The organism is Flavobacterium sp. GQ95, assembly GCF_059758655.1.
This window is the reverse complement of record NZ_JCAXEB010000009.1, coordinates 32,460-56,761: the sequence shown is the minus strand read 5'-3', so window position 1 is coordinate 56,761 and position 24,302 is coordinate 32,460. Positions and strand designations below refer to the sequence as shown.

The following is a 24,302-nucleotide window of genomic DNA, read 5'->3' as shown; positions in this document are numbered from 1 at the left end:
GTCTTAGAATTTTGATTTAGAATTTAGAAATAAAATAATTAGGTTCAGAGAATAAATACTTAGTTCCTTAGTACCTCAGAACCTTAGCAACTTAAAAAAAATGACAAAACTACAAATAAGAGGTTTTTTATATCAATTAGGATGTTTCGCGATTTTATTTATTGCGGGCAGATTTGTAATTGCAAACTATACACAATTAACCGGAATCTGGATTCCGATGACGGCTTTTATTGTTGCCACTTTGATTGCGCCTAAATTTCAGGCGGTAAAAACTAAAGATGGCGAGAAGCTTTTCATGAAATGGATTTTTATAAAAGGAATTAGAGAAATTGGATAATTAAACTATTTTATATGAGGAAAATTGGACTTATAGGCGGTATTAGCTGGGTTTCTACAGCAGATTATTACAAACTTATAAATGAAGGAATAAATGAAAAAATGGGAGGGTTAAACTTCTCAGAATGTTTGATTTATTCGTTCAATTATTCCGATATAAAAAAGAATAACGAAGCCAATGATTGGGATTCAACTTTTAAAATGCTTTTAAAAGGTTGTGAATTTTTAAAAGCGGGTGGGGCAGAGGCGATTATTTTATGCGCCAATACCATGCATCTGATTGCGGATCGACTTGAAGTAGCAATTGGTTTGCCTCTAATTCATATTGCAACTTCAACAGCTGTTGAAATTCAGAAACAAGAAATTAAAAAGGTCGGTTTGTTAGGAACCAAGTTTACAATGGAGCTTGATTTCTTTACAGATAAATTGAAAGCAAAAGGAATAGAAGCTATTATTCCGGATAGCCAGGAAGATAAAGATTTTATTCATACTACAATTTTTGAAGAATTGGGAAGAGGACTTGTAACTGAGGAAACTAAAAAACGTTACTTAGAAATTGCAAATGAATTAATTAAAAATGGCGCTGAGGGAATTATTTTAGGTTGTACTGAAATTCCATTAGTAATTAAACCAGAAGATCTTTCGGTTCCGGTTTTTGATACTGCCTTGATTCATTCAAACGCAGCGGTTGAATTTCAGTTATCGTAAAAAATAGTTAAAATCAAAAAAGCCTCAAATTTTGAAATTTGAGGCCTTTTTACTTATCTGTAAAAACTACTTTTTTGGAGTGTCTTTTTTGATTTGAGGAATAACTGTTTTTTTCTTGTAAATTGGAATAAAGTAAGAAACAGTATAATTAAAACCGATTCCGAAACTTCCATCATAAGTTCTGTTAAAACCAGGAATATAAAGATTGTCAAAACCATCTGGTTTTGTGTTCATTACTAGCATCTTAAGCTGTACTCCAAAGCCAACAAAAACGTTATTAAAAACTTTTGCCTTTACTCCCATGGCCACTTCAAGCCAACCCGCTGTAAGTCCGTTGTATTTTTGATCCTTAATAATAGCAGGTTGCTCACCCCAATACGGATTTGGATTGTAAATCTTATAACTATTCAGGTCCTGACTAAAAGTACTAAAACCTCCTCTTAATCCAATGGTAATTAAGTTTTCCATGTCCAGCCAATTTTGATACAAATTGTAATCAAAACCTCCTTTAATATAAGTTCCTGTTGCTGTCGAATTTAATCGGTCATCATCAGTTGTTTTATCTTCAAAACCAAGTTCGGCTGCCAAATAATACTTTTTTGTTAAACGAAAATCTCCAACTATTTCAATTCCCTTATAGTCTTTGTCGTAGAAACCTCGGGTCAATTTGTATAAATCAACACCCACACGAAGGCCGTAGCGATCTGTTTTTATAGTGTCTGGTTTAACTTCCTGAAGAGTTGGTTTGGCAGTTTCAGTTTTTGATTTAACTGGAACAGTTTCTTTTTTTGCTGTTGTAGTTGATGTTTCCTGGGCCTGAACCAAAACCATTGAAAGCACTAAACAACTACTAAAAAAATACTTTAATGTGTGTTTCATTTTCGGTTTCAATTTTAGGATTAATTACAAAAACTTCCTGCATCCAAAGTCCGTTACCATCTGTATCTGTTTGTACAAAAGGTCTTGTTATTGGAGGAGTGTTTGAGAAAGGGTTTAGTTCAAAAATAGTTTTAAAACCACAAGCTCTGGAAACATATAGATCCTGATGCGTATAGTTAAAGGTAATCTCATCTGTATTTATTGCAGCAGGATTGTCATTTTGTGAATCTAAAACAAAAGTATAGGTTGTTGTTTCTGCATTTGTTTTTAACGGAATAGAAATTGTGCTTCCGTTAGCTAAATATTTTGTTGTATCTGTTGCAGTTTCATTAAAAATAATTCCCGCAGGTTCATCTTTACCAATAACCATTAGATTCTTAACATTTTGAAGTACTGTTGGATTGTCAACATCATAAAAAGTAATTACCAACCGTGGTGTCGTGGGTGTATTTGCATCACAAATATCATCTTTCTCACAGCTTGATAAACCAAAAGTAAAGACTAATAAAAGAGAAATTATTTTTTTCATTTATAAATTTGTTATCTAAGTTCTAAAAGTACAACATTTTCAACATGGTGCGTCTGCGGAAACATATCAACTGGTCGAACGCGGGTAACTTTATATTTTTCGTCCATTAAAGCAAGGTCTCTTGCTTGTGTAGCCGAATTACAACTCACATAAACTACTTTTTTAGGAGCAATTTTTAAGATTTGATCAATAACGGCTGCGTGCATACCATCTCTTGGTGGATCTGTAATAATAACATCTGGTTTTCCGTGTTGTGCAATAAAACTTTCATTGAATACGACTTTCATGTCACCTACGAAAAACTCACAATTTGTGATATTATTGCGTTCGGCATTTGCTTTAGCGTCTAAAATAGCTTCAGGAACACTCTCTACACCAATTACTTTTTTTGCTTTTTTTGAAACGAATTGAGCGATGGTTCCTGTTCCGGTATATAAATCGTAAACCGTTTCATCACCTGTAAGTCCGGCAAAATCACGTGTTATTTTGTATAATTCATAAGCCTGATCAGAATTGGTTTGGTAAAAAGATTTAGCATTGATGCTGAATTTTAAACCTTCCATTTCTTCCAGGATATAATCTCTACCTTTATATAGTTTAATGTTTTGATCGTAAATAGTATCGTTCTGTTTTGAATTTACAACATATTGCAATGAAGTAATCTGTGGAAATTTTTCATATAAATGATCCAAAATCAATTCACGATTCTTTTTGTCATTCTCGAAAAACTGAATCAAAACCATGATTTCACCAGTCGAAGCAGTACGAATCATGAAAGTTCTTAATAAACCTGATTGTTCTCTTGGATTAAAAAATGCTAAATTATGTTCGTTAGCAAAATCTCTAATCTCGTTTCTAATGGCATTTGAAGGATCTTCTTGTAAATAACATTTTTGAATGTCAAGAATTTTATCCCACATTTTCGGGATATGAAATCCTAAAGCATTTCTGTTTCCTAAATCTTCCGTGCTTCCAATTTCTTTCTCCGTTAACCAACGACTGTTAGAAAACGAAAATTCCATTTTATTTCTATAGAAAAATTGTTTCTCTGAACCTAAAATAGTTTCGAATTCAGGAAGTTCAACTTTTCCGATACGTTGCAAGTGATTTTTTACTTCATTTTGTTTGTAAAACAACTGTTGGCTGTATTTCATATTTTGCCATTTGCATCCTCCACAAACTCCAAAGTGATCGCAAATTGGTTCAATGCGATGTTCTGATAATTCGTGAAATTTTACGGCTTTGCCTTCATAATAGGCTTTTCTTTTTTTGAAAGTTTGTACGTCAACTACATCACCCGGAACTACGTTCGGAATAAATATTACTTTTCCGTCCGGAGCCTTAGCTACTGATACTCCTTTTGCTCCAGCATCAAGAACCTGGATTTGATGAAAGACAACTTTGTCTGTATTTTTTCTTCCCATAGCGCAAAAATAAGGGTTTGTAAACTTTTATAAATTTAATTTTTAAAATATTTTACCAAATTGTTGAATTTATTAGTTTAATTAAGTTTAAAAGTTAACTTTGTTTTTAGTATTATCCCCAGATCCTACTTTTTTAACCAATAGTTTTGTTATGTTTTTATGAATTTGTATCACTATCTTTCACAAATTGGCTTTTTGAAAAAAAGTTATGCGTTCAAATTTCTGTTTGTTGCTTTTGTAGGTATTCATATTCCTTTAATCGGAATTTTATTTTTTGTGCTATTTTACTCTCATGATACTTCGCCTACTTCGATCTTAATTTTCGCCTTGATAATGACGTTATTGGCAACCGCAGTAACACTTTTGGTTTTAAATCAATTGATAAAACCTATTTCAAAAGCATCAAAATCATTAGATGAATATCGAAACAACAGAAGGCTTTCTGTGTTGCCTACAGAATACACAGATGAAGCGGGTTTACTAATGTGTAATATTCAGGAGTCTATTTATGAAGCGGAAAGTTTTATAAACGAAAAGCAGGATTTGATTTATATGCTTTCGCATGATTTGAAAAATTTTGCCGGAAATCCTCAGGGATTAGCAAAATTGATTTTAAGTGAAAATCCATCCGAATCCATAAAACATTTGGCCGATTTAATTTGTGAATCGACCAATTTACAATTTCGTTATATAGAAAATTTTATAAAACTGCTTAATGAACAAGATCAGGTTGTAAAATTTAATCAGGAACCACGAGAAATAGTATTTCCTAATATTTTGCCTTTTATTAATGAGCAGGTTGAACAACGTTTAATTGATAAAAATATTAAATTAAGTCTGAGTTTAGAAACAGAAGCAGCTACTCTTAAAATTGATGAAGGTCTATTGATTCAGGTTATCGTAAATTTAATAAGCAATGCTGTTAAATTTTCTTATTTTGACAGTGAAATCAAAGTAAGAATTTACAATGAAGATTCAAAATTGATGATTAGTGTTGTAGATCACGGAATTGGTTTCAATAAAAATCAAATGGAAGAATTATTCAAAAAATTTACCAAAATGAGCCGATTAGGAACTGCAAACGAATCTTCGACAGGAATTGGTTTATACTTGTGCAAAAAAATAATCGAAAGAAATAAAGGAACTTTAAGCGCTATCAGTGAAGGTAAAAATAGAGGTGCCGAATTTAAGATTGAGTTTGATATCTAATTTTTTCTTTTTTTTATAATTTCATAATTGACAATTGTAAAGAAATAAAAGCACAAATCGGCTGAGATTTTCCCAAAAATAATTCCGAAAAAATAATTCCCAAATAGAATAGGCATCCAATACATGCAAAAAGGACGAATTACCAAAAAGTCTAAAAAAGCAGGATAGCCAAATTCTAAAACTAAATTTTTCAGCAATAAAATAATTTCTTTAGAAGTCGTGACTTTGTTCAGTAGTTTATTTTGCTGAACCAGTTTTTTATACGAAGAAATAAAAATAACACTATAAAAAGCCAAATATTCTGAAAAAGTAATGATGTATGCGGTAGTTAATCCACTGTAAATTTTACTAAAAAGAGAAGCAGTTAGAGCGGCACTTGTACTCGCTAATTCCGCATATTTATAACGATCGAACCATTCTTTAAATTTAGATTTTTTAAGCATTTCTTTTTAAGTAACTAAGTTTTTATGTAGCTAAGTTACTAAGTTTCATTTTTAGAATATATTATTTCTGTCTTTGATCCTTAATAATAAAGGTTTGAACGCTTGAAATTACTACTAAAATAAGGTGAGATAAAGAAGTTTGGGTTTTCCGTCAACGCAATCAACACTACTTGGAGGTAATATCATATCACAATTTGAAAATACATTCCACTTTACATTAAAAGCAGCCTGTGCATCTGTGTAAGCTTTTACTTTAGCAAGAAATGCGGTTTTATCTATCTTTTTTGAAAAGATAATATAACCATTAGATCCGCCACAAGATTTAGAACCAATTGCGGTAAAATCCCATTCGTTTGAATCTCTACAAACTTGAGAATTAACTAACGAGACGGATACAATCTCCTGATACATTTTATCTAAATTTCGTTGCTCCTTATTTCTGGCAGAATCATCATCATTGCTACAAGAAAACAATATAAGACAAATGGCAAATAATATAAAACCTGGTTTTTTCATGGTTAGTGAATTTATAGTTAGTTTTATTATCAGATGCCAAAATTCAAAAAAGGTTGCGTTACACAAGAGGCTAAGTTTCTGAGTTACTAAGATTCTAAGTTTTTTTGACTGAGCTTTGAATCTAAAATCTAAAATTTCACCTTAGCAACTCAGAACCTTAGAATCTTAGCAACTCTAAAAAATTACCATAAATGATGAACAGAAGGTTTAATATATTCTTCGTAAATCGCATTCATAGCCGAAATCTTTTCAGGTGTTAATTTAGGCAAATCGTAAACAGATAAATTTGACATTACATGATTTGCATTTGAAGCTCCGGGAATAATACAGCTTATTTCTTCAAAATTTAAAATCCATTGTAAAGCGATAGGAGCAAGATTGGTTGCTTCAGGAAATAACGCTTTAAGTTTTTCAACGGCTTCTAATCCTAAATTGTAATCAATGCCGGAAAAAGTCTCGCCTTTGTCAAAAGCATCTCCGTTACGATTGAAATTACGGTGGTCTTGGGGTTCAAAAATAGTTTTTGAATCAAATTTACCAGTTAAAAGCCCACTTGCTAATGGAACTCTCGCAATAATTCCGATATCTTTTTTTCTGGCTTCAGAAAAAAACAATTGTGACGGACGCTGGCGAAACAAATTAAAAATAATCTGTACCGTCGTTACATTCGAATATTCGATGGCTTTCAGCGCTTCTTCTACTTTTTCTACGCTTACGCCAAGATTTAAAATTTTGCCCTGATCTTTTAAGCGGTCAAATAGTTCAAAAATCTCAGGTCGGTAATAAACTTCGGTAGGAGGGCAGTGCAGCTGAATTAAATCCAAAGTCTCTAAATTCATTCTTTTTAAACTGTCTTCAACAAATTTCTGAAGCACTTTTGGCTGGTAGCCTTCATTAACATGTGGATTAATTTGACGCCCACATTTGGTGGCCACATAAATTCGTTCAGATCGTGAACGTACAACACGCCCTACCGCAGTTTCGCTTAAGCCATTTTCATAGACATCAGCAGTATCAATAAAGTTTACACCACTATCAATGGCAGTATTCAATAGTTCATCTGCTGTTTTATTATCAAAAGGTGATCCCCACTTTCCGCCTACTTGCCAGGTACCAAGCGAGATTTCGGATATATTAAAGTTTGTTTTTCCTAATTTTCTGTAGTTCATATTTTTGAGATGCTAAGTTGCTAAGGTTCTGAGGTACTAAGTTTTTTTGAGGTTCTAAGTTGCCAAGGTTCTAAGTTTTTTGACTTTGTATAAAATCTTAGAACCTTAGCAACTTTTTTTAATCGAATAAATCTGAAGAAAGATATCGATCGCCGCGATCGCAGATAACGGCTACAATAACTCCGGATTCTAATTGTTCAGCGATTTTTAAGGCTACGGCAACGGAACCTCCGCTGCTCATTCCGGCAAAAATGCCTTCTTCAAGTGCTAATCTTTTGGTCATGTCTCTGGCTTCTTCTTCGCTAATGTCTATAACGGTATCCACTTTTGAGGCATCAAATATTTTTGGTAAATATTCCTGTGGCCATTTACGGATTCCGGGAATTTGAGATCCATCGCTTGGCTGCGCGCCTACAATTTGAATTGCAGGATTTTTTTCTTTCAAATAAGTGGAAGTTCCAATGATTGTTCCGGTCGTTCCCATAGCCGAAACAAAGTGGGTTACAGTTCCTTCAGTATCATTCCAGATTTCAGGACCGGTAGTTTTGTAATGTGCTTTCCAGTTGTCGTCATTCGCAAACTGATTTAACATCAAATAACCGCCTTCTGCGACTTTTTTGTCGGCATAGTCACGTGAACCAATAATTCCTTCGCTAGCGGGTGTTAAAATCACTGTAGCGCCATACGCACGCATAGTTTGAGTTCTTTCTTTTGTAGAATCTTCCGGTAAGACCAATTCTATTTCTATTTGAAACAATTGTGCAATCATGGCAAGGGCAATTCCGGTATTACCGCTAGTAGCTTCGATTAATTTATCTCCTTTTTTAATATCGCCTCTTTCCAGGGCTGATGCAATCATATTATATGCCGCTCTGTCTTTTACACTTCCACCTGGATTATTTCCTTCAAGTTTTAGTAAAAGTTTTACGTTTTTATTTTTAACCAAATTGACAGTTTCCATTAATGGAGTATTTCCAATTAGGTTTAGCAATTTCTGTGGACCCATTTTATTTTTTTTCTTTTATTTTAACTTCAGTTGTAGTGGTATTTAAAACGATAGAATCTGCAGGGATAGATTTTGTAATCCAGGCATTTCCTCCAACAATACTATTTTTACCAATAGTCGTTTCTCCTCCTAAAATTGTTGCATTGGCATAAATGCAAACATTTTTTTCTACGGTTGGATGTCGTTTTGCATTTTTCATTTCTTTACTCACACTCAAAGCTCCGAGGGTAACACCCTGATAAATTTTTACATGTTTTTCGATTACGGTTGTTTCTCCAATAACAATTCCGGTTGCGTGATCGATAAAAAAGGGTGAGGCAATTTTGGCACCTGCGTGAATATCGGTTCCTGTAATTCTATGTGCGTATTCACTCATTAACCTTGAGAATAATAATAAATCAAGAAGATATAGTTCGTGACTTAATCTATAAATGGCAATTGCATAAAAACCCGGGTAACCTAAGTAAACTTCGTCGATGCTGTTTGATGCGGGATCATTTTCTAAAATATATTCGGCATCCTGATTTAACTTTTCCAAAACTCCTGGCAATTTTTCCAGAAAGCGATCCCAAATAGATTCGCATAAGTTTTCTGGTTTCTTGCAGGCCAAAACTGCAATTTCTTTAAATCGTATTTCGAGTTCGTCAATACTTTGATCTAAAGGTGCATTTGAATCAAAAAGGGTATAGAAAAGCTTTTCGGTAAAATCTTCTGTTTTAGTTTTGATTCCGTAGTTAATATTTGAATGGCTTTTTAAAGCTTTTATATTTTGTATGATGAGATTTCTTGGCACAATTGTAAAAATTGAATGGATAAATTTGAAACGCTAAAAGTAAGGTGTTTTTTGTAAATAAAGGCACGAAATGCCTAAAGAAATTTTGTTCTGAGAATTCGATTTGTGATAATTAATAGAATTTTGGAAACCTGTAATTTATATCATTCTTAAGAAGTTAAATGCTTAAATTAGCCAGTAAAATTTATAAAAATGAAAAACAATTCAACTTTTAAAAGTGCTATTTCTGATCTTGAATTTCCGGAAAGGGATAAAATTTCCGGAAAATCGATACATGACCCTATTCTGGGGCTCATTGTAAAAGAGCATCCGTCATTTTGCGATACAGATTCTATCGGGGTTCAGGAATTAAATGTGTACCGTCAAAAGTACATTTCGAATTATTTATCTGCAGAAATGGGAGCGCTGTCTGATCTTGAAAAAAGCGTAATAACTTCTTTAAAAGAAGATAAATCGATTGTAAGCATTGTTGAAGATGAAGAAGAAACGAGAAATTTTGGTCAGAGAGTAGCAGATCAGGTAGCAGATTTTGGCGGAAGCTGGACTTTTATCATTTCGTTTTTAGCTTTTATAGTCGTTTGGATTAGTTCGAACGTGTACATTTTGGTGAATAAAGGTTTTGATCCATATCCGTTTATTTTGCTGAATTTGATTTTATCCTGTATCGCGGCTTTGCAAGCTCCGGTAATTATGATGAGTCAGAATCGTCAGGAAGAAAAAGATCGAAATCGTGCTAAAAAAGATTATATGATCAACCTGAAATCGGAATTAGAGATCAGAATGATTCATGATAAAATTGATCATTTGATTATGCATCAACAACAGGAATTAATCGAAATTCAGAAAGTTCAAATCGAAATGATGAATGATATTTTGAATCAGATCAAAAAATAATTCTTACAAAAATTAAACATAAAAATGTTTGAAATAATATCCGCCAAGCATAAAGATGACATTTACGAAAGCAGAAATTAAAAATGGTTTTTGATGATTTTTAGATTTATCAAAAAAATATAATACGCTCATTCCTAAAAATAATAGGGTGGTATAGACCGCAGGATACATCATAAAAGCGCCAAAAAAATCACCCTTAAAAAGTAAGAATAAAGCACGCTGAAAGCCACACCCCAAACACTCAATTCCGAAGAGCGTTTTGAATAGGCAAGGCAACATGTATTTCTCTAAATCCACAGCGATTATTTTTTACAATTTTACAAAAAAAATATGGATAACAATTCAGGAGTTTGAAACTACTATTTTAAAGTTTCATACTTTTGAACTCTTACGATTTAAAATTATGAAAGCTTTAAAAATTATAATAATGATTCTTGCGATTTCGGTTGCGTTATACGAACAGGTTTCAGTAGAAAAAAATATTTATATCATGGTAATTGCGATTGCAGTTTTCATGTTTGGAATGATGCAGTTGAGTGCAAAAACACCGAGTAAAAATCAGGATAAAGAAGAGGAAGATGTTGAATAAAGGCGATAAGGTTTCAGTGTTAGATGAAGCCATAAACGGAATAGTAGTTTCAGTGAAAAACAATGAGGTTTTGATTGAAACTGAGGACGGATTTGTGATGACATTTTTTGTCAATGAATTAATTAAAATTCAGGATTCCAGTAATTTAATGAATTCTATTAAAAGAATAGATTTAGATACTGTTTCAAAAGAGAAAGAGGAGCCAAAAGCCAGGAGTTTTGTAAAAGAAAAGAAGGATAAGCGCGAAATTTCAGCTCCTGAATTTGATTTACACATTGAGAAATTAGTTCCTAATAAACGCGGAATGTCAAATTATGATATTCTGACTTTACAGACAGAAACGGCAAAAAGGCATATCGAATTTGCGATCAGAAATCGCATTCCAAAAATTGTTTTTATTCACGGTGTTGGTGAAGGAATTCTAAAAGCAGAACTTGATTTTTTATTAGGCCGTTATGACGGAATAGATTTTCAGGATGCCAATTATCAAAAATATGGCTTGGGCGCGACCGAAGTTTATTTTAGACAAAACAATAAATAAGGTAGCTTTTTGAGTTTAAAACAGCTCGTTTTGAAGCATAAAAAAAACATCCATTTTTCTTATTGATTTATATTAAAATCAGTTTTGAAAATGGATGTTTTTTTTGTAAGAATTATAAATCTATATTTTTTAGATTTATAATTGTGTTAATTAAGGTACAACCACAGTTACATTTCCTAAAAGAAACTCTGTTGCCAGTTTAAAGGTACTGTTTCCTTTTTGAAGGGTTACATTTTTAAGAACTACTTTATGTGTGAATACTTTAAGAGAACTTGTTGTGGTAACTTCAATAATACCACTTACATTTGTAACACCTGCTACTCCAACCCAGGTATCTTTTACAATTGGAGAGGTGGGTGTTTTTTCCTGGCAATAATAACCTTGCGTTGGTGTCGGGAGATTAGTAGCGTATGTTCTGTAATATAAATTATTAGTTGTAGCAGTCGAATTGATTACACCTATTCTTGGTTGTCCAACAGGCGTATCTTCATTTTTAAATAAATTGGATGAATCAAAATTTTCAATTACTAAAGAATTTGAAGTATTATTGTTATAAACCTTATCGTATGATGAGCAATATTTTGCATTATCAGGTTCTAAAAAACTCACTACAACGGGTGTAACATTGGTAAGGTAGTCTCCAAAAACATATTCTGCCTCAACTTGTGGACCGGAAGGTTTTTCAAAGGTAATGTTTCTGAAAATGATATTATGGTTATAACCGATGATTTCAGTATGACCGTCAGTCGGAGCAGGGGTTTTATAAACCGCATCGGTCGTAATTTCAATTTTTCCTCCTGGTAATCCAACCCATTCCTCAGTAACATTAGGTGTTTTGGGAGGTATTGTTCCACATATATTTTCTTTTGCAACAGTACCATCATATGCTCTGTAAACAACCCGGTAATTTACATTATCGATAGTATAAATTAATGGTTTGTCATCAGTTGTAGGCTCGTCAATAATCATACCTTCAGGCATGTTTAATAACAAAGATTCCTGAGGCTTTAACTTGTAAATTAAAGTATTCGTAAGAGGATCGCAGCTTGTAGAAGTAACTTCATCAAAATCGATTGTATCAACAGTTAAATCGCCGTCATCACAACCGTTTAATAATAGCGCAAATAACAAAAGGCTTGCATATTTTTTCATCGTAATTTTATTTGCGTCAAAAATAGTGAAAAATTTGGCAAATGATATTTAAGAATAGACAATTGATATTTCATAACTTTGCAGGGATGAAAAAAGTATATCTCGATAACGCCTCTACAACTGCTATACGTCCTGAAGTTATTCAGGAAATGACCAAAGTTATGACAGAAGATTTTGGTAATCCGTCATCTACACATAGTTTTGGGCGAAATGGCAAGACTATTTTAGAACTTTCCAGAAAAAGTATCGCCAAACATTTAAATTGTTCTGCCCAGGAAATTATTTTTACTTCGGGTGGTACGGAAGCAGACAATTGGATACTTCGTTCGGCCGTTGAAGATTTGAAAGTAGAGCGTATTATTACTTCTAAAATTGAACATCATGCTGTTTTGTATCCAACTTTGGCGTTACAATCCGATTATAATATTCAGGTTGATTATGTGAAAATAAACCCAGACGGGAGTATTGATCTAACACATTTATCTAATTTATTGTCTGAAGAAAAAAAGACAATTGTGAGTTTGATGCATGTTAATAACGAGACCGGAACCATTTTAGATTTGGATAGAGTGGGTGTAATCTGCAAACAATATAATGTCTTATTTCACTCAGATACGGTTCAGTCTGTGGGGAAAACAGAAATCGATTTGCAAAAAACGCCAGTTGATTTTATAGTGGCAAGTGCACATAAATTTCATGGGCCAAAAGGAATTGGTTTTGCTTTTGTTCGCAAAAATTCAGGTTTGCAACCTTTGCTTTTTGGTGGAGAACAGGAAAAAGGCCTGCGCGCCGGAACCGAAGCGGTACATCAAATTGCCGGAATGGCAAAAGCTTTATCTGTTTCTTATGAAAATTTAGATTCAGAAAGAAAATACATTTCCGACTTAAAAATGTACCTGATTGAACAGTTTGAAATTCATTTTCCAGGTTTCAGAATCAATGGAAAAAAAGAGGATTTTTACAATATCATAAACATAATTTTGCCTTTTTCTTCAGATAAAACATCGATGTTATTGTTTAGTCTGGATATGAAAGGAATTGCAGTTTCAAGAGGAAGCGCCTGTCAATCCGGAAGTATAAAGCCTTCTCATGTCTTAAAAGAAATGCTTTCGGAGACTGATTTAAAATTACCAAATCTCCGAATTTCATTTAGTCATTATAATACCAAAGAAGATATTGATTGGTTGATTGAGAGCTTGAAGACTATTTAAAGTTTCTAAGATGCTAAGTCGCTAAGGTTCTAAGTTTTTTTTACAAATTTTAAATAATCTAAAATCTGCAATCTAAAATTATTTACGTATCACTTTTACCTGTGAGTCTTTTGTCAATTTTATAATTGTTGAAGGTTTTCCGGCGACTTTGTCATGATATAAATTCACTACATAATCTACGCCTTTAATGATTTCCGGACTAATATCTTTAAAAGCAATAGGGGTTGGTTGACCTGAAATATTAGCTGAAGTTGAAACTAGAGGTTTTTTCATTCGCTCTAATAATTTAAAGCAAAAAGGCTCTTTTACTAAACGAATTCCAAGAGAATTATCTGCGGCAATGATATTTGGCGCCACATTTCGTGGTTCATCAAGGATTAAAGTTGTTGGTTTTTCAGATAAATCTAATATTTGCCACGCAACTTCAGGGATGTTTTTAAAAACATTATACATCATTTTTTCCCCGTTCATCAAAACAATCATACTTTGTGTTTCGGCGCGTTGTTTCAATTTGTAGATTTTTGCAACAGCTTCCGCGTTTGTTGCATCGCAGCCAATTCCCCAAACCGTATCAGTAGGATAAAGGATAATTCCACCTTCCTTGATGACTTCGTATGCTTTTAAAATTTCCTCGTTCATTGTAATTGAATATAAATTAGTGCAAAAATAATCTTTCTGGTTGGTAAACAAACCTAAAAGCAGTTCATTTTTGAAAGTCAATTATAATCAAAAGTGAAGTTTTTTATAAATCTATTATTTTGTATGATGGAATTCCCTTGATTTTAAATTTGTTGTGATACATATACAAATTGATCAGCCTTTCTGAAATAAAGCCAAAAATTCTGGCTTGATACGCATCTTCAGGGATCTTAATTTGAGATTCAAGTTCAAAAAGAATAGAAAATAACCAACTATAATATGCATCAAATTTTTCTTTTGAAGTAATCATCATATTTCCAATGTGAAAAGTAGTTCCTTCATCTAAAAACTTTACAATGTTATCTTTATATTCAGGATATTTTTCCAAAATTATTTTCTTTGTCAGATCCCAATCTTCACATCGATGGTCATCACAATAATTTTTGGTCAAAGTAGAAGTTTTGAATGTGTAGGGTCTACAAAGAATTACATCATATTCTGAAAGAATTGATGCTATTCTTTTTTCTAATTTATCTGAAGAAACATTGTATAATTTGGTGTTTTTAAAATCTTCACTTTTAATTTTTTTCTGAGCCGATGGTTTTAAATTGTACCAATTATTATAAAAATTTAAATAACGTCTATAATGACAAATGCCAACATAATCAGCATTTTTTACATTTTTCCAAATCCAGTATGCCGCGGTTAATTCACAATAATTTCCATTTTTTGTGGCTATGTTATCAAGGGTATTATCTCGTAATATAGCTGGTGTAATCGCTTCATTTGTTCCTACCTGAATAGGAACAAGCACTTCGTTAGATAACAAAGGATTCTCTTTATGAGTGACTACAAAAATTTTAATCATTATTTAATTCTTTTTTAGATCTTGTTAAGGCCATAGCAATTACCTGATGCATGTCATAATATTTGTATTCTGATAATCGTCCTCCGAAAATTACATTTTCTTCCTCTAAAGATAACTTTTTATATTCTTCATATAATCCTTGATTTTTCGCATCATTTATAGGATAAAATGCTTCATTAGACGGATTCCATTCTTGTGGATATTCCTTAGTAATAACCGTTTTATCTTGTTTGCCAAATTCAAAATGCTTGTGTTCGATTATTCTGGTAAAGTCATAAGAGGCATCATTATAATTAACGACAGCATTGCCCTGAAAATTGTCTGTATCTAAAATTTCATTTTCAAAACGAAGCGATCGATATTCAAGAACGCCTAGTTTATAATCAAAGTATTCATCAATTTTTCCAGTGTAAACTATTTTATCAGCAAGATCATTAAATTTTGCTCTGTCAGAAAAGTAATCGGTGTTTGTTACCAATTCAATTCCTTTTAATAACCCATCAATTAGTTTATTATATCCGCCAATAGGAATTCCCTGATAAGTATCATTAAAATAATTATTATCAAAAGTGAATCGAACAGGAAGTCTTTTTATAATAAATGCGGGAAGTTCTGTAGCTTTTCTTCCCCATTGTTTTTCAGTATATTCTTTAATGAAATAATCATAAATATCTTTTCCTGCCAGGCTTAAAGCTTGTTCTTCAAGATTTTTTGGGTTTTTAACCCCATAAATAGCTACTTGTTCATCAATTTTCGCTTTGGCTTCCTGAGGTGTTTTGGTGCCCCAAAGCTGATAAAAAGTATTCATATTAAAAGGTAAATTATATAATTTTCCTTTTGCGAGTGCCATTGGAGAATTGGTAAAATTATTAAATTCAACGAATTGATTTACATAATCCCAAAGTGCCTTGTCGTTAGTGTGAAAGATATGCGCACCATATTTATGAACATTTATTCCTTCAATATTTTCGCAATATACATTTCCTCCCGAATGCTCCCTTTTGTCGATCACAAGGCATTTTTTTCCTGCCTTTGTAGCCTCATGAGCGAAAACACTTCCGAAGAGTCCCGAGCCGATAATTAAATAGTCATATTGCTTTTTCATGGGGTAAAAATAGATATTAATTACTAAATTGCAACAAATTTTATAAAAGCTTCAATGATAGGAAAAATTCAGGTTGGCTATCTCGTTTCATATGATTATGAGTTGTTAAAAACCTCACTACCAACAGTGTATAATGATGCAGATGCAGTTTTCATAGCCATTGATAAAAATAGAAACACATGGAATGGTGGTACTTTTAGTATTGATGAATCTTTTTTTGAGTGGATTAGAATTTTTGATATCGATAAAAAAGTAGTTGTTTATGAGGATGATTTTTATGTTCCGACTTTAACTACAATGCAATGCGAAATTAGAGAGAGAAAAATGCTTGCTGAAAAAATGGGAACAGGAAATTGGATTATTCAAGTAGACTGTGATGAGTATTTTGTTGATTTTAAAAAGTTCGTTTCAGATTTAAGAAAATACGATTCCTATCTTATTAATCCGGAAAAAAATCCAATACAAATTTGTGCATTTTGGGTAATGCTTTATAAGTATACAGAAAAAGGTATTTTATATGTGGATAAACCTTTAAAAGCAATTTTTGCTACAAATTACCCTAATTATAAAAACGGACGAAGAATTAAGGGACGTCAGATCTATACAAACAACATTGTTTTACATGAATCGTTGTCAAGAACAGAAGAAGATTTACGTTTTAAGTTTGAGAATTGGGGGCATAATGTAGATGTAGATAAAGGATTTTTGGACAAATGGCTTGTTGTAAATGAAAATAATTATAAAAATTATAAGGATTTTTATTATTTACAACCTAAAAGATGGAAGAAATTAGCATTTTTTTCAACTAAAAATATATCTCAAATAAAAGAGATTATTGAAAATGAAAAAAGATTACATGTCTCTAACTTAAAGATTTACTTGAAGAATTTCGGACAATGGCTGAAATTCTTATTAAAAAAAAGACAATTGTGATGTGAGTTTGATGCATGTCAATAACGAGACAGAAACCATTTTAGATTTGGGCAGAGTTAGTGTAATTTGCAAACATTATAATGTCTTATTTCACTCAGATACGGTTCAGCCTGTTCGTAAAACAGAAATCGATTAGCACAAAAAAACTCCAGTTAATTTTATTGTGGCAGTGCGTATAAATTTATGCTATTGCTTAACTTTAAAAGTGTTTTTCGATTACTTTTTTTTGAAAGATAACATTGTTAACCCAGCCTTCTAAAGTATATTTTTCAAAAATGGAATCTGGTATTTTTTCCTATTTATTTTTGAAAAAAGAAATAGGAACAACAGGATTATTTTCGTCGATAATAAGAATGTTATTCGGATTATAAAAGTCGTAATTTTTAATATCTGAGTTTGTTGTAATTAGCTTTTTGCCTAAACCAAGACTTTCAAAAACTTTAAAAGTCAAACCAATTTGGTCAATTCTGTTAATGTTTAAAAGTACTTTTGAACGACTGATACAATCATTTACTTCAGATAAAGGCATGTGTTGATTGATGTACGTAATAGTGTCATCAGTTGCTTTATGCTTTTTATCGTAAATAATAAATTTGAATCTTATTTCCTTAGATTTCAATTCATTGGCGATTCGCATTAAAATTGGCAATCTTCTGTTGATTGAACTTATATTGAAAACATCATATTCAAAATAAGAATCTGTATATATTAAAGGTTTTGAATTATAAATCCAGTTTGGTGCAAATTCCAAGTCGAATTTCTTGCAATCATCTTTCTCAAAAGAAAAAACTCATCAAAACAGCGAAGAACTCTTTTAATTTTAGGACAACGATAAGTATTATCATTAAAAAATCCGATTGATTTTTTAGTATAATTTTTAAATTCCAAAATACTCTTAGGATCAATAAAATCGCCTTTTATAGTCAAAATTACATCTTGAATTTCTTCATTTTTCTGTAACTGTTTTATGATATTTTTTCCATAATGCAGATGCTTCAAATTTGTTTTAAAAAAAGATTTTAAAATAAAATTGTAAGCTCTATGAAATACAGATGGATATTTGAATTTAAAAGCATTAAAATCGATATGCTGTACAGAATGCCCTTGTTTTTCCAGAGTTAATGCAATATGTGTATTGAGACCCCAGTTGTCGAGACTTATTAATGTTATGCGCATGTTGAAATCTAAGTTGAAATGTTGCGACGAAATTAAGAAATAAATAACAATTTAAAACTGTAATAGAATTAGTAAGATTTTTTTTAATTTTGTTTATGTTATGAAAACAAAAAGAAATTATATTTTTTATTAAATTTTACTTCATAAATTTTTATTTTTTAAAAATAAACTTACATTTGCGCTTATAAAAATAAGTTTAATCTTTAAAAAAAAACCAAAAAATGAAAAAAGCACTATTTTGTATTGCAATTTTAGGTACTCTTTTATCGTGTACTAACGACAATGAAAATGCTTCTAGGGAAGCTAGTATTAAAGGGAATGATATTCTTACATTTTCATATGAAGGAAAAGTGTATTCTTCTTCATATGATTCTAGTAAAAAAACGCTAGTTCTTGATAATCCTGCTGTTAATAGTTTGTACAAAAAAATACAAGAGTTACCAGAATTAGCCACTTTTGAACGTCAGGATGGTAGTCTTGAATTTTATGATAATTATAATGATTTAAATAAAAGTTTAAATGCGAAAAGCAATGTTTTTTCTAAATCTGAAACAGCAAAAACAGCTGAAGCAGTAGGTCAAATTTTCTTATATGAAAATATTGATAGAGGTGGAAGAAATATACCTTTTGATGTAGATGTACTTGGTTTGAATGTCCCGGATATCGGTACTTATAGTTTTAATGATAGACTATCTTCATTTGAAATGGTATTAAATTTATCTAATACATCATATGTCGTTACTTTATTTAGAGATCAAAATTATCAGGGAAGATCATATAGTTTTAATGGTCCATCTTCTATAAATGGAGTGCTTTATATTAGAAATCTAGGTGATTATGTAATGACAAATCGTTTTCCTAGTGATATTACCTGGAACGACCAGATGACATCTTTTAAAGTCAGTGTTTATGCCAACAATTAAAATATATTTTTAAAAAGATTAGTTTAATAAAAAAACCTGTTTCCAGATGTGAAATAGGTTTTTTTATGTTTTAATTTCAGAATAAAAATTAAATCTTTGAAATGATATTTACTACAATCGAATTGTTATGAAAAGAAAATATTAATTTGAAGTGTTAAATTCAATGCGTATTTTTGCTGATATAAAAGAAAGTAAATGAATTTTAAAATAAACCCCATTTTTACCAATGCAGCTTCATCTGTTCATGAAAACATTAAAAATTTTCATAAAACAGGAGTTGTTTTTGCTGATGGACAACGTAATGTTATTAAGTTATTTGATCTGAATGGTAAAACAATCAATATCAAATCTTTTAAAATTCCAAATCTTATTAATAAAATAGCTTATAGATATTTTAGAAAATCAAAAGCGAGAAGATCTTTTGAATACGCTACAATTTTACTGGAAAAAGGAATAGGTACCCCGGAACCAATTGCATTTCTTGAAAATTTTAATATTGTAGGATTAAAAGATAGTTATTACGTAAGCGAACAGTTGCAATGTGATTTGACTTATAGAGAGCTTGTAGAAATTCCGGATTATCCTGATCATGACAATATTTTAAGACAGTTTACCCGTTTTAGTTTTGAACTTCACGAAAAAGGAATTGAATTTATAGATCATTCTCCTGGAAATACTTTAATCAAAAAGAATAATGATGGAAGTTATGATTTCTTTTTGGTTGATTTAAACCGAATGGAATTTCATTCATCATTAACTTTTGAACAGCGTATGAAAAATCTGCGTCGTTTAACTCCAATAAAAGAAATGGTTGCTGTGATGAGCAATGAATACGCAAAATTATATCCGGAAACAGAGCAAAAAACTTTTGAAACCTTATGGAAGTATACTGCTGATTTTCAGGAGCAGTTTTACCGAAAAAAGCGCTTAAAGAAGAAACTTAAATTCTGGAAGAAGAAGTAAGACGGTTAAGTTCTTTATATCGAATAAAGATACTATAAGCATTTAGATAACATATTGTAATTCCTTTTGAGCCGTCTAAAAAACCAAAACGAATTAAAAATTGATATAAAAAAGTATAAACAGGATGGAAAATCATTAGTAAATAAGATGATTTCTGTCCTTTTTTTTGTTTTTCACTAGCCTTTAGAATTCCATAACGGTGCATTTTTGCTTTGTAATCTTCATAAGAAGTATACGAGAAGTGAATGATTTTGTTTTTTAAAGTTGCAATTGGTCCATTAACTACTAACTTTTCGTGTACCATTCTATTCTGGTCGTATCTGCAATTTGTTTTATTAAAAAGTCGGAAAATTTTATCAGTTTGCCATCCGCTAAAATGTAGTTTTTTGTTTTTGAACATAAAAGTTCTGTAAATCAAATAGGCGTTGGCAGCATTTTTTTTATTTATCGTAGCTATAATCTCAGCTTTTAGATTCGGCGATAATCTTTCGTCAGCATCAATAAATAAAATCCATGAATTTTGTGCCTGATCTATAGCAAAATTACGCTGTGCTGTATAATTAACAAATTGGTTTTGAATCACTTTTATATTTTTGAATGATTCAATGATGGTAACCGTCCGATCAGTACTATAAGAATCTATTACAATTATCTCATCAGCAAAATCGATGTCATTAAGTAGTGATTTGATATGAAGCTCCTCGTTAAGCGTAATAATTAAAACGGATAACTTTTGCTTTTCGCTAGCACTCATTGGATAGTTTTTACTTTTTTCAATTTTTATATTCTTGAAAATAAGTCTCTAATTTTTCGAGCATTAGAGCCAAAGGATACTCATTGTAGTATTCAAAAGTATGTTCTTTTATGTATTGCTCTGTATGTTGTTCGTAGATTTCAGGTTTTAAATCTTTTAAGTGAATTGAAGCGTTTTTGGCTTCGTTTTCAAATAATTGCCAGGTTTCTTTTCTAACAGAAGGTGTAAATATTGAAAAAGTCGGAATATCAAGTGCTTTAGCCATATTTACGGCACCGCCTTCATTTCCAATCAACATTTCACATTGAGAAAGCAATGCTAAAAAAGGTCTTAATTCTGTACAGTATAAATCAAAAACAATGTGTTTTTTTGTTTCTTCAGTACAATAATTATAAACCTCAAGAGCTTGTTCTTTTTGGTCGGGAATATAATTAAATATTATAGTCGCATTGGTTTTAGCGACAGTAAAATCTATAATTTTTGCCATTCCTTCCAATGGATATGTTTTGTAAACTTCACTACCTAAAATTCCAAACATAATTAATGGTTTTTCATTATCTATATTATAGGTTTTTAGAAGGTTTTGAGCATCATTAATTTCAGATTCCTTTAAGAATATTTTTGGCTTTACATCTGTAATTTTTTCTGAAATGAATGGTTTTAAAAGTAATAATCTATTCTCAATCGCCAGACCGTGTTCTGACTCAATTGCGTCAAAACGTTTATAAGTATAATTGTAGAATATTTTAGTATACCATTTGTGATACGATACTTTATATTTTGCGCCTGAAAATAAGGTAATCAGATTAGTCTCCAATTTCGAATAGACGTCAATAACAGCATTGTATTTTTTGCTTCGAATCTCAAAAATAAATTTAAATAAGGAAGGGATTGATTTTCTTACCTTATTGGTTAAAGGAATTATATTATCAATATTTGGGTTTTCTTTTAATACATCAATAGAGTTAGGATAACACATATAATCTATCACCGAATCAGGAAACTTTGTTTTTAAGTTATTACAAATTATAGTGCTGGTTAATACGTCTCCAATTCTCTTCTGCTGAATGACTAATATTCTCATTTATTTACAATTCAATTTGAGGGCTAAATTACAAACTATTTTATGAAGTGCGCAATCGTATAAGCAGAATAAGAGCAAACTAAATTAAAAAAGTTATATTTTTGTGGCTAATAAATTAAAATTTGCAATGGAAATTAGTGGTTTGGTTATTACTTTCAATGAAGAAAAAAATATAGGAAAATGCATTGATGCTTTATTAAAAGTTTGTGATGAAGTAATTATTGTGGATTCATTTAGCAAGGACCGTACAGTTGAAATTGCAAAACAAAAAGGAGCCATTGTTATTGAACAAGCTTTTCTTGGAGATGGACCCCAGCGTACACATGGATTACCATATTGTAAAAATGACTGGATTTTAAATCTGGATGCTGATGAGTTTCTGGATGCCGATGCAGAGCAATTTATACTGAACAAAAAATATCTGGAAGGAAATCATGACGCTTTTAGTTTTAGGGTGAAAAACTTTTTGGCTGATAAACTTATTGATTTCTCAGGCTGGTACCCGGATCATAAAGTTCGTTTTTTTAATAAACAAACTGCACACCCTTCAGATTCAATAGTGCATCAAAAGATAATTACTCAAAATGAAAAGAAAGTAGCCGTACATATATTACACTACGGATGGGATTCTTTAGATCAGATAATTGCAAAGAAGAACCAATATTCTGGCTGGCATGCCCAACAATTATACGATCAGGGAAAAAGAATAAATGGTTTTAAACCAGTTTTAAACGGAACCGTATCTTTTATTCGCTGTTACTTTTTTAAGAAAGGAATCTTTAACGGTATCGACGGATTATCAATTGCAATGATTCAAAGTTTTTTCTCTTATATGAAATATGCTAAGCTTTTAAAGCTTCAGAAGAAAAATTCCAAATAAAAAAATAATTCCAAATAAAAAATTCCAAATCCCAATTGATAATGATTGGAATTTGGAATTTATAATATTAGATTTTTTAAAATCTATACTGCAACATCGTACTCACGAAGCGCATTATTTAATGACGTTTTTAAATCTGTAGATGGTTTACGAGTACCTATAATTAAGGCACATGGAACCTGGAATTCACCAGCAGCGAATTTTTTAGTATAACTTCCTGGAATTACAACTGAACGTGCAGGAACAAAACCTTTCATTTCAACAGGCTCATCACCAGTAACATCAATGATTTTTGTTGAAGCAGTCAAACAAACGTTAGCACCAAGAACAGCTTCTTTACCAACGTGAACACCTTCAACAACAATGCAACGAGAACCAATAAAAGCACCGTCTTCAATGATAACCGGAGCGGCTTGTAATGGCTCTAAAACTCCACCAATTCCAACTCCACCACTTAAGTGAACGTTTTTACCAATTTGAGCACAGCTACCAACAGTTGCCCACGTGTCAACCATAGTACCTTCGTCAACATAGGCACCAATATTTACATAGCTTGGCATCAAAATAACACCGCTTGAAATATAAGCTCCGTAACGTGCGACGGCATTTGGTACTACACGAATTCCTTTTTCAGCATAATTTCTTTTTAGCAACATTTTATCGTGATATTCAAAAATACCGGATTCCCATGTTTCCATTTTTTGAATTGGGAAATACATTACAACTGCTTTCTTAACCCATTCGTTTACTTGCCACTTGTCTCCAACTGGTTCGGCACAACGTAATTTTCCTGCATCAACCAATTCGATAACTTCTCTAATGGCATCAGTTGTAGTAGTTTCTTGTAATAAAGCTCTGTTTTCCCAAGCTTGTTCAATTATAGTCTGTAAAGAATTCATAAGTTTTAATTTTTGGCAAAGATAACGTATTTGTGGAAAAGCAGAAAAGTAAAACCTTTTGAAAATGTTATATATGTAACTTTTTGTTTTGAATTTGATAAATAATTTTTGTGTCTTATGGATTAATGTTTAAAATATTTATTTCAGGGAAAAATTGAATTTCAATTTTTCAAAAGTTACGTTTCTGTTGTTGCTTAAAATTGGAAAATTAAAATAGTTATCTTTGTCAAAAATTACAAAATGCCAAGAATTCTCTCTATAGACTACGGACAAAAACGCACCGGAATTGCCGTTACTGACGAAATGCAAATTATTGCTTCTGGTTTAACAACAGTTCCAACAAACACCTTGATTGATTTTTTGAAAGATTATTTTGCAAAAGAAAAAGTAGAAGCAGTCTTAATTGGCGAACCCAAACAAATGAACGGTCAGCCATCTGAAAGTGCCTCAATTGTTAAAGGTTTTGTAACTCATTTTTCCAATATCTTCCCAGATATGAAAGTCGTTCGTGTAGATGAACGTTTTACTTCTAAAATGGCATTTCAAACCATGATTGATAGTGGTTTGAGTAAAAAACAGCGTCAAAATAAAGGATTGATTGACGAAATTTCGGCAACAATTATGCTTCAGGATTATTTATCTTCTAAAAGATTTTAAAAGCATCTTTTATTAGTCGTAT

At 31.5% G+C, this 24,302-nt stretch carries 30 protein-coding genes and 1 pseudogene; 13 read left to right on the top strand and 18 right to left on the bottom strand.

Annotation, left to right across the window (positions count from 1 at the left end):
* The first annotated feature begins 100 nt into the window (after positions 1 to 100).
* Complete coding sequence (locus tag AC6CH4_RS17295; protein ID WP_498105134.1) at positions 101 to 337, top strand: hypothetical protein; 237 nt, start codon at positions 101 to 103, stop codon at positions 335 to 337.
* 14 nt (positions 338 to 351) lie between these two features.
* Entirely contained in the window at positions 352 to 1,044 is a 693-nt protein-coding gene (locus AC6CH4_RS17290) for an aspartate/glutamate racemase family protein (protein ID WP_498105132.1), read from the top strand.
* Between the two features lie 66 nt (positions 1,045 to 1,110).
* On the opposite strand, the gene AC6CH4_RS17285 is transcribed toward AC6CH4_RS17290, so the two are convergent.
* From AC6CH4_RS17285 to rlmD, 3 genes are read right to left on the bottom strand one after another with little or no spacing between them, the layout of a single operon-like run.
* The gene (locus AC6CH4_RS17285; RefSeq protein WP_498105130.1) at positions 1,111 to 1,923 is read right to left on the bottom strand and encodes a DUF6048 family protein; all 813 of its coding nucleotides are present in this window, start codon (positions 1,921 to 1,923) and stop codon (positions 1,111 to 1,113) included.
* The gene (locus AC6CH4_RS17280) at positions 1,895 to 2,452 is read right to left on the bottom strand and encodes a DUF6452 family protein (RefSeq protein ID WP_498105128.1); all 558 of its coding nucleotides are present in this window, start codon (positions 2,450 to 2,452) and stop codon (positions 1,895 to 1,897) included. The genes AC6CH4_RS17285 and AC6CH4_RS17280 overlap by 29 nt, the downstream gene beginning before the upstream one ends.
* An 11-nt stretch (positions 2,453 to 2,463) precedes the next feature.
* The gene (gene rlmD / locus AC6CH4_RS17275; RefSeq protein WP_498105127.1) at positions 2,464 to 3,876 is read right to left on the bottom strand and encodes a 23S rRNA (uracil(1939)-C(5))-methyltransferase RlmD; all 1,413 of its coding nucleotides are present in this window, start codon (positions 3,874 to 3,876) and stop codon (positions 2,464 to 2,466) included.
* Positions 3,877 to 4,071: 195 nt separating this feature from the next.
* On the opposite strand from rlmD, the gene AC6CH4_RS17270 reads away from it, so the two are divergent.
* Entirely contained in the window at positions 4,072 to 5,085 is a 1,014-nt protein-coding gene (locus AC6CH4_RS17270) for a sensor histidine kinase (RefSeq protein WP_498105125.1), read from the top strand.
* On the opposite strand, the gene AC6CH4_RS17265 is transcribed toward AC6CH4_RS17270, so the two are convergent.
* The 5 genes from AC6CH4_RS17265 to AC6CH4_RS17245 form a co-directional block, all read right to left on the bottom strand.
* Positions 5,082 to 5,528, bottom strand: a complete 447-nt coding sequence (locus tag AC6CH4_RS17265; RefSeq protein ID WP_498105123.1) for a hypothetical protein — start codon at positions 5,526 to 5,528, stop codon at positions 5,082 to 5,084. The genes AC6CH4_RS17270 and AC6CH4_RS17265 overlap by 4 nt on opposite strands.
* A gap of 114 nt (positions 5,529 to 5,642) precedes the next feature.
* Positions 5,643 to 6,044 carry a hypothetical protein gene (locus tag AC6CH4_RS17260; RefSeq protein ID WP_498105121.1) on the bottom strand — a complete coding sequence of 134 codons (402 nt, stop codon included), beginning with the start codon at positions 6,042 to 6,044 and terminating at the stop codon, positions 5,643 to 5,645.
* A 182-nt stretch (positions 6,045 to 6,226) separates the two neighbouring features.
* Positions 6,227 to 7,213 carry an aldo/keto reductase gene (locus tag AC6CH4_RS17255; RefSeq protein WP_498105119.1) on the bottom strand — a complete coding sequence of 329 codons (987 nt, stop codon included), beginning with the start codon at positions 7,211 to 7,213 and terminating at the stop codon, positions 6,227 to 6,229.
* A 118-nt stretch (positions 7,214 to 7,331) separates the two neighbouring features.
* Positions 7,332 to 8,219: a cysteine synthase CysM gene (cysM, locus tag AC6CH4_RS17250; protein ID WP_498105117.1), complete on the bottom strand. Its 888-nt coding sequence runs from the start codon at positions 8,217 to 8,219 to the stop codon at positions 7,332 to 7,334.
* A gap of 1 nt (position 8,220) precedes the next feature.
* Complete coding sequence (locus tag AC6CH4_RS17245) at positions 8,221 to 9,012, bottom strand: serine O-acetyltransferase (RefSeq protein ID WP_498105115.1); 792 nt, start codon at positions 9,010 to 9,012, stop codon at positions 8,221 to 8,223.
* A gap of 192 nt (positions 9,013 to 9,204) precedes the next feature.
* On the opposite strand from AC6CH4_RS17245, the gene AC6CH4_RS17240 reads away from it, so the two are divergent.
* Positions 9,205 to 9,906, top strand: coding sequence for a DUF1003 domain-containing protein (locus AC6CH4_RS17240; RefSeq protein ID WP_498105113.1), 702 nt, complete (start codon positions 9,205 to 9,207; stop codon positions 9,904 to 9,906).
* Between the two features lie 12 nt (positions 9,907 to 9,918).
* Here the strand turns inward: AC6CH4_RS17240 and AC6CH4_RS17235 are convergent, their stop codons facing one another.
* Positions 9,919 to 10,203 (bottom strand): DUF2752 domain-containing protein, encoded by a 285-nt coding sequence (locus tag AC6CH4_RS17235; protein ID WP_498105111.1) that lies wholly within the window; start codon positions 10,201 to 10,203, stop codon positions 9,919 to 9,921.
* A gap of 106 nt (positions 10,204 to 10,309) precedes the next feature.
* On the opposite strand from AC6CH4_RS17235, the gene AC6CH4_RS17230 reads away from it, so the two are divergent.
* Both AC6CH4_RS17230 and AC6CH4_RS17225 read left to right on the top strand, forming a co-directional pair.
* Entirely contained in the window at positions 10,310 to 10,495 is a 186-nt protein-coding gene (locus AC6CH4_RS17230) for a hypothetical protein (RefSeq protein ID WP_498105109.1), read from the top strand.
* On the top strand, positions 10,485 to 11,036 hold the full coding sequence (locus tag AC6CH4_RS17225) for a DUF8465 domain-containing protein (protein ID WP_498105107.1): 552 nt from the start codon (positions 10,485 to 10,487) through the stop codon (positions 11,034 to 11,036). The genes AC6CH4_RS17230 and AC6CH4_RS17225 overlap by 11 nt, the downstream gene beginning before the upstream one ends.
* A 150-nt stretch (positions 11,037 to 11,186) precedes the next feature.
* On the opposite strand, the gene AC6CH4_RS17220 is transcribed toward AC6CH4_RS17225, so the two are convergent.
* The gene (locus AC6CH4_RS17220) at positions 11,187 to 12,188 is read right to left on the bottom strand and encodes a hypothetical protein (RefSeq protein ID WP_498105105.1); all 1,002 of its coding nucleotides are present in this window, start codon (positions 12,186 to 12,188) and stop codon (positions 11,187 to 11,189) included.
* Between the two features lie 86 nt (positions 12,189 to 12,274).
* Here AC6CH4_RS17220 and AC6CH4_RS17215 point away from each other — a divergent pair, with 86 nt between their 5' ends.
* Positions 12,275 to 13,399: a cysteine desulfurase family protein gene (locus AC6CH4_RS17215; RefSeq protein ID WP_498105103.1), complete on the top strand. Its 1,125-nt coding sequence runs from the start codon at positions 12,275 to 12,277 to the stop codon at positions 13,397 to 13,399.
* Between the two features lie 78 nt (positions 13,400 to 13,477).
* On the opposite strand, the gene AC6CH4_RS17210 is transcribed toward AC6CH4_RS17215, so the two are convergent.
* The 3 genes from AC6CH4_RS17210 to glf form a co-directional block, all read right to left on the bottom strand.
* On the bottom strand, positions 13,478 to 14,038 hold the full coding sequence (locus AC6CH4_RS17210) for an L-threonylcarbamoyladenylate synthase (RefSeq protein ID WP_498105101.1): 561 nt from the start codon (positions 14,036 to 14,038) through the stop codon (positions 13,478 to 13,480).
* A 103-nt stretch (positions 14,039 to 14,141) separates the two neighbouring features.
* A complete protein-coding gene (locus tag AC6CH4_RS17205) occupies positions 14,142 to 14,906 on the bottom strand; it encodes a DUF4422 domain-containing protein (RefSeq protein WP_498105099.1) in 765 nt (254 codons plus the stop codon).
* Positions 14,899 to 16,011 (bottom strand): UDP-galactopyranose mutase, encoded by a 1,113-nt coding sequence (glf, locus tag AC6CH4_RS17200; protein WP_498105097.1) that lies wholly within the window; start codon positions 16,009 to 16,011, stop codon positions 14,899 to 14,901. The genes AC6CH4_RS17205 and glf overlap by 8 nt, the downstream gene beginning before the upstream one ends.
* Positions 16,012 to 16,065: 54 nt before the next feature.
* Here glf and AC6CH4_RS17195 point away from each other — a divergent pair, with 54 nt between their 5' ends.
* Positions 16,066 to 16,944 (top strand): hypothetical protein, encoded by an 879-nt coding sequence (locus AC6CH4_RS17195; protein ID WP_498105095.1) that lies wholly within the window; start codon positions 16,066 to 16,068, stop codon positions 16,942 to 16,944.
* Between the two features lies 1 nt (position 16,945).
* Positions 16,946 to 17,077: pseudogene (locus AC6CH4_RS17190) on the top strand (aminotransferase class V-fold PLP-dependent enzyme); the annotation flags it as partial.
* Between the two features lie 162 nt (positions 17,078 to 17,239).
* Here the strand turns inward: AC6CH4_RS17190 and AC6CH4_RS17185 are convergent.
* Both AC6CH4_RS17185 and AC6CH4_RS17180 read right to left on the bottom strand, forming a co-directional pair.
* Positions 17,240 to 17,695: a WaaS/CpsH family glycosyltransferase gene (locus tag AC6CH4_RS17185; RefSeq protein WP_498105093.1), complete on the bottom strand. Its 456-nt coding sequence runs from the start codon at positions 17,693 to 17,695 to the stop codon at positions 17,240 to 17,242.
* On the bottom strand, positions 17,653 to 18,120 hold the full coding sequence (locus AC6CH4_RS17180; RefSeq protein WP_498105092.1) for a hypothetical protein: 468 nt from the start codon (positions 18,118 to 18,120) through the stop codon (positions 17,653 to 17,655). Before AC6CH4_RS17180 ends, AC6CH4_RS17185 begins: the two co-directional genes overlap by 43 nt.
* Before the next feature lie 221 nt (positions 18,121 to 18,341).
* On the opposite strand from AC6CH4_RS17180, the gene AC6CH4_RS17175 reads away from it, so the two are divergent.
* The gene (locus tag AC6CH4_RS17175) at positions 18,342 to 19,043 is read left to right on the top strand and encodes a hypothetical protein (RefSeq protein ID WP_498105090.1); all 702 of its coding nucleotides are present in this window, start codon (positions 18,342 to 18,344) and stop codon (positions 19,041 to 19,043) included.
* Positions 19,044 to 19,238: 195 nt separating this feature from the next.
* Positions 19,239 to 20,006 (top strand): Kdo domain containing protein, encoded by a 768-nt coding sequence (locus tag AC6CH4_RS17170; RefSeq protein ID WP_498105088.1) that lies wholly within the window; start codon positions 19,239 to 19,241, stop codon positions 20,004 to 20,006.
* On the opposite strand, the gene AC6CH4_RS17165 is transcribed toward AC6CH4_RS17170, so the two are convergent.
* Together AC6CH4_RS17165 and AC6CH4_RS17160 are read right to left on the bottom strand one after the other, a co-directional pair.
* Entirely contained in the window at positions 19,984 to 20,760 is a 777-nt protein-coding gene (locus AC6CH4_RS17165) for a glycosyltransferase family 2 protein (RefSeq protein ID WP_498105086.1), read from the bottom strand. The genes AC6CH4_RS17170 and AC6CH4_RS17165 overlap by 23 nt on opposite strands.
* A 19-nt stretch (positions 20,761 to 20,779) precedes the next feature.
* Complete coding sequence (locus AC6CH4_RS17160) at positions 20,780 to 21,844, bottom strand: glycosyltransferase family 9 protein (protein ID WP_498105084.1); 1,065 nt, start codon at positions 21,842 to 21,844, stop codon at positions 20,780 to 20,782.
* A gap of 127 nt (positions 21,845 to 21,971) precedes the next feature.
* On the opposite strand from AC6CH4_RS17160, the gene AC6CH4_RS17155 reads away from it, so the two are divergent.
* Complete coding sequence (locus AC6CH4_RS17155) at positions 21,972 to 22,724, top strand: glycosyltransferase family 2 protein (protein ID WP_498105478.1); 753 nt, start codon at positions 21,972 to 21,974, stop codon at positions 22,722 to 22,724.
* An 83-nt stretch (positions 22,725 to 22,807) separates the two neighbouring features.
* Here the strand turns inward: AC6CH4_RS17155 and AC6CH4_RS17150 are convergent, their stop codons facing one another.
* Positions 22,808 to 23,623: a 2,3,4,5-tetrahydropyridine-2,6-dicarboxylate N-succinyltransferase gene (locus AC6CH4_RS17150; protein ID WP_056185853.1), complete on the bottom strand. Its 816-nt coding sequence runs from the start codon at positions 23,621 to 23,623 to the stop codon at positions 22,808 to 22,810.
* A 240-nt stretch (positions 23,624 to 23,863) separates the two neighbouring features.
* Here AC6CH4_RS17150 and ruvX point away from each other — a divergent pair, with 240 nt between their 5' ends.
* Positions 23,864 to 24,280 (top strand): Holliday junction resolvase RuvX, encoded by a 417-nt coding sequence (ruvX, locus tag AC6CH4_RS17145; protein WP_310282202.1) that lies wholly within the window; start codon positions 23,864 to 23,866, stop codon positions 24,278 to 24,280.
* Positions 24,281 to 24,302: the final 22 nt, after the last annotated feature.

Bases quoted from the DNA above. Each gene is read 5' to 3' on its own strand.
- AC6CH4_RS17155 (WP_498105478.1), top strand. From the start codon at position 21,972: ATGGAAATTAGTGGTTTGGTTATTACTTTCAATGAAGAAAAAAATATA.
- AC6CH4_RS17150 (WP_056185853.1), bottom strand. From the start codon at position 23,623: ATGAATTCTTTACAGACTATAATTGAACAAGCTTGGGAAAACAGAGCT.
- AC6CH4_RS17205 (WP_498105099.1), bottom strand. From the start codon at position 14,906: ATGATTAAAATTTTTGTAGTCACTCATAAAGAGAATCCTTTGTTATCT.
- AC6CH4_RS17210 (WP_498105101.1), bottom strand. From the start codon at position 14,038: ATGAACGAGGAAATTTTAAAAGCATACGAAGTCATCAAGGAAGGTGGA.
- cysM (WP_498105117.1), bottom strand. From the start codon at position 8,219: ATGGGTCCACAGAAATTGCTAAACCTAATTGGAAATACTCCATTAATG.
- AC6CH4_RS17265 (WP_498105123.1), bottom strand. From the start codon at position 5,528: ATGCTTAAAAAATCTAAATTTAAAGAATGGTTCGATCGTTATAAATAT.
- AC6CH4_RS17240 (WP_498105113.1), top strand. From the start codon at position 9,205: ATGAAAAACAATTCAACTTTTAAAAGTGCTATTTCTGATCTTGAATTT.
- AC6CH4_RS17180 (WP_498105092.1), bottom strand. From the start codon at position 18,120: ATGCGCATAACATTAATAAGTCTCGACAACTGGGGTCTCAATACACAT.
- AC6CH4_RS17255 (WP_498105119.1), bottom strand. From the start codon at position 7,213: ATGAACTACAGAAAATTAGGAAAAACAAACTTTAATATATCCGAAATC.
- AC6CH4_RS17225 (WP_498105107.1), top strand. From the start codon at position 10,485: ATGTTGAATAAAGGCGATAAGGTTTCAGTGTTAGATGAAGCCATAAAC.
- AC6CH4_RS17260 (WP_498105121.1), bottom strand. From the start codon at position 6,044: ATGAAAAAACCAGGTTTTATATTATTTGCCATTTGTCTTATATTGTTT.
- AC6CH4_RS17215 (WP_498105103.1), top strand. From the start codon at position 12,275: ATGAAAAAAGTATATCTCGATAACGCCTCTACAACTGCTATACGTCCT.
- AC6CH4_RS17220 (WP_498105105.1), bottom strand. From the start codon at position 12,188: ATGAAAAAATATGCAAGCCTTTTGTTATTTGCGCTATTATTAAACGGT.
- AC6CH4_RS17160 (WP_498105084.1), bottom strand. From the start codon at position 21,844: ATGAGAATATTAGTCATTCAGCAGAAGAGAATTGGAGACGTATTAACC.
- glf (WP_498105097.1), bottom strand. From the start codon at position 16,011: ATGAAAAAGCAATATGACTATTTAATTATCGGCTCGGGACTCTTCGGA.
- AC6CH4_RS17195 (WP_498105095.1), top strand. From the start codon at position 16,066: ATGATAGGAAAAATTCAGGTTGGCTATCTCGTTTCATATGATTATGAG.
- AC6CH4_RS17175 (WP_498105090.1), top strand. From the start codon at position 18,342: ATGAAAAAAGCACTATTTTGTATTGCAATTTTAGGTACTCTTTTATCG.
- AC6CH4_RS17285 (WP_498105130.1), bottom strand. From the start codon at position 1,923: ATGAAACACACATTAAAGTATTTTTTTAGTAGTTGTTTAGTGCTTTCA.
- AC6CH4_RS17165 (WP_498105086.1), bottom strand. From the start codon at position 20,760: ATGAGTGCTAGCGAAAAGCAAAAGTTATCCGTTTTAATTATTACGCTT.
- rlmD (WP_498105127.1), bottom strand. From the start codon at position 3,876: ATGGGAAGAAAAAATACAGACAAAGTTGTCTTTCATCAAATCCAGGTT.
- AC6CH4_RS17230 (WP_498105109.1), top strand. From the start codon at position 10,310: ATGAAAGCTTTAAAAATTATAATAATGATTCTTGCGATTTCGGTTGCG.
- AC6CH4_RS17290 (WP_498105132.1), top strand. From the start codon at position 352: ATGAGGAAAATTGGACTTATAGGCGGTATTAGCTGGGTTTCTACAGCA.
- ruvX (WP_310282202.1), top strand. From the start codon at position 23,864: ATGCCAAGAATTCTCTCTATAGACTACGGACAAAAACGCACCGGAATT.
- AC6CH4_RS17295 (WP_498105134.1), top strand. From the start codon at position 101: ATGACAAAACTACAAATAAGAGGTTTTTTATATCAATTAGGATGTTTC.
- AC6CH4_RS17280 (WP_498105128.1), bottom strand. From the start codon at position 2,452: ATGAAAAAAATAATTTCTCTTTTATTAGTCTTTACTTTTGGTTTATCA.
- AC6CH4_RS17170 (WP_498105088.1), top strand. From the start codon at position 19,239: ATGAATTTTAAAATAAACCCCATTTTTACCAATGCAGCTTCATCTGTT.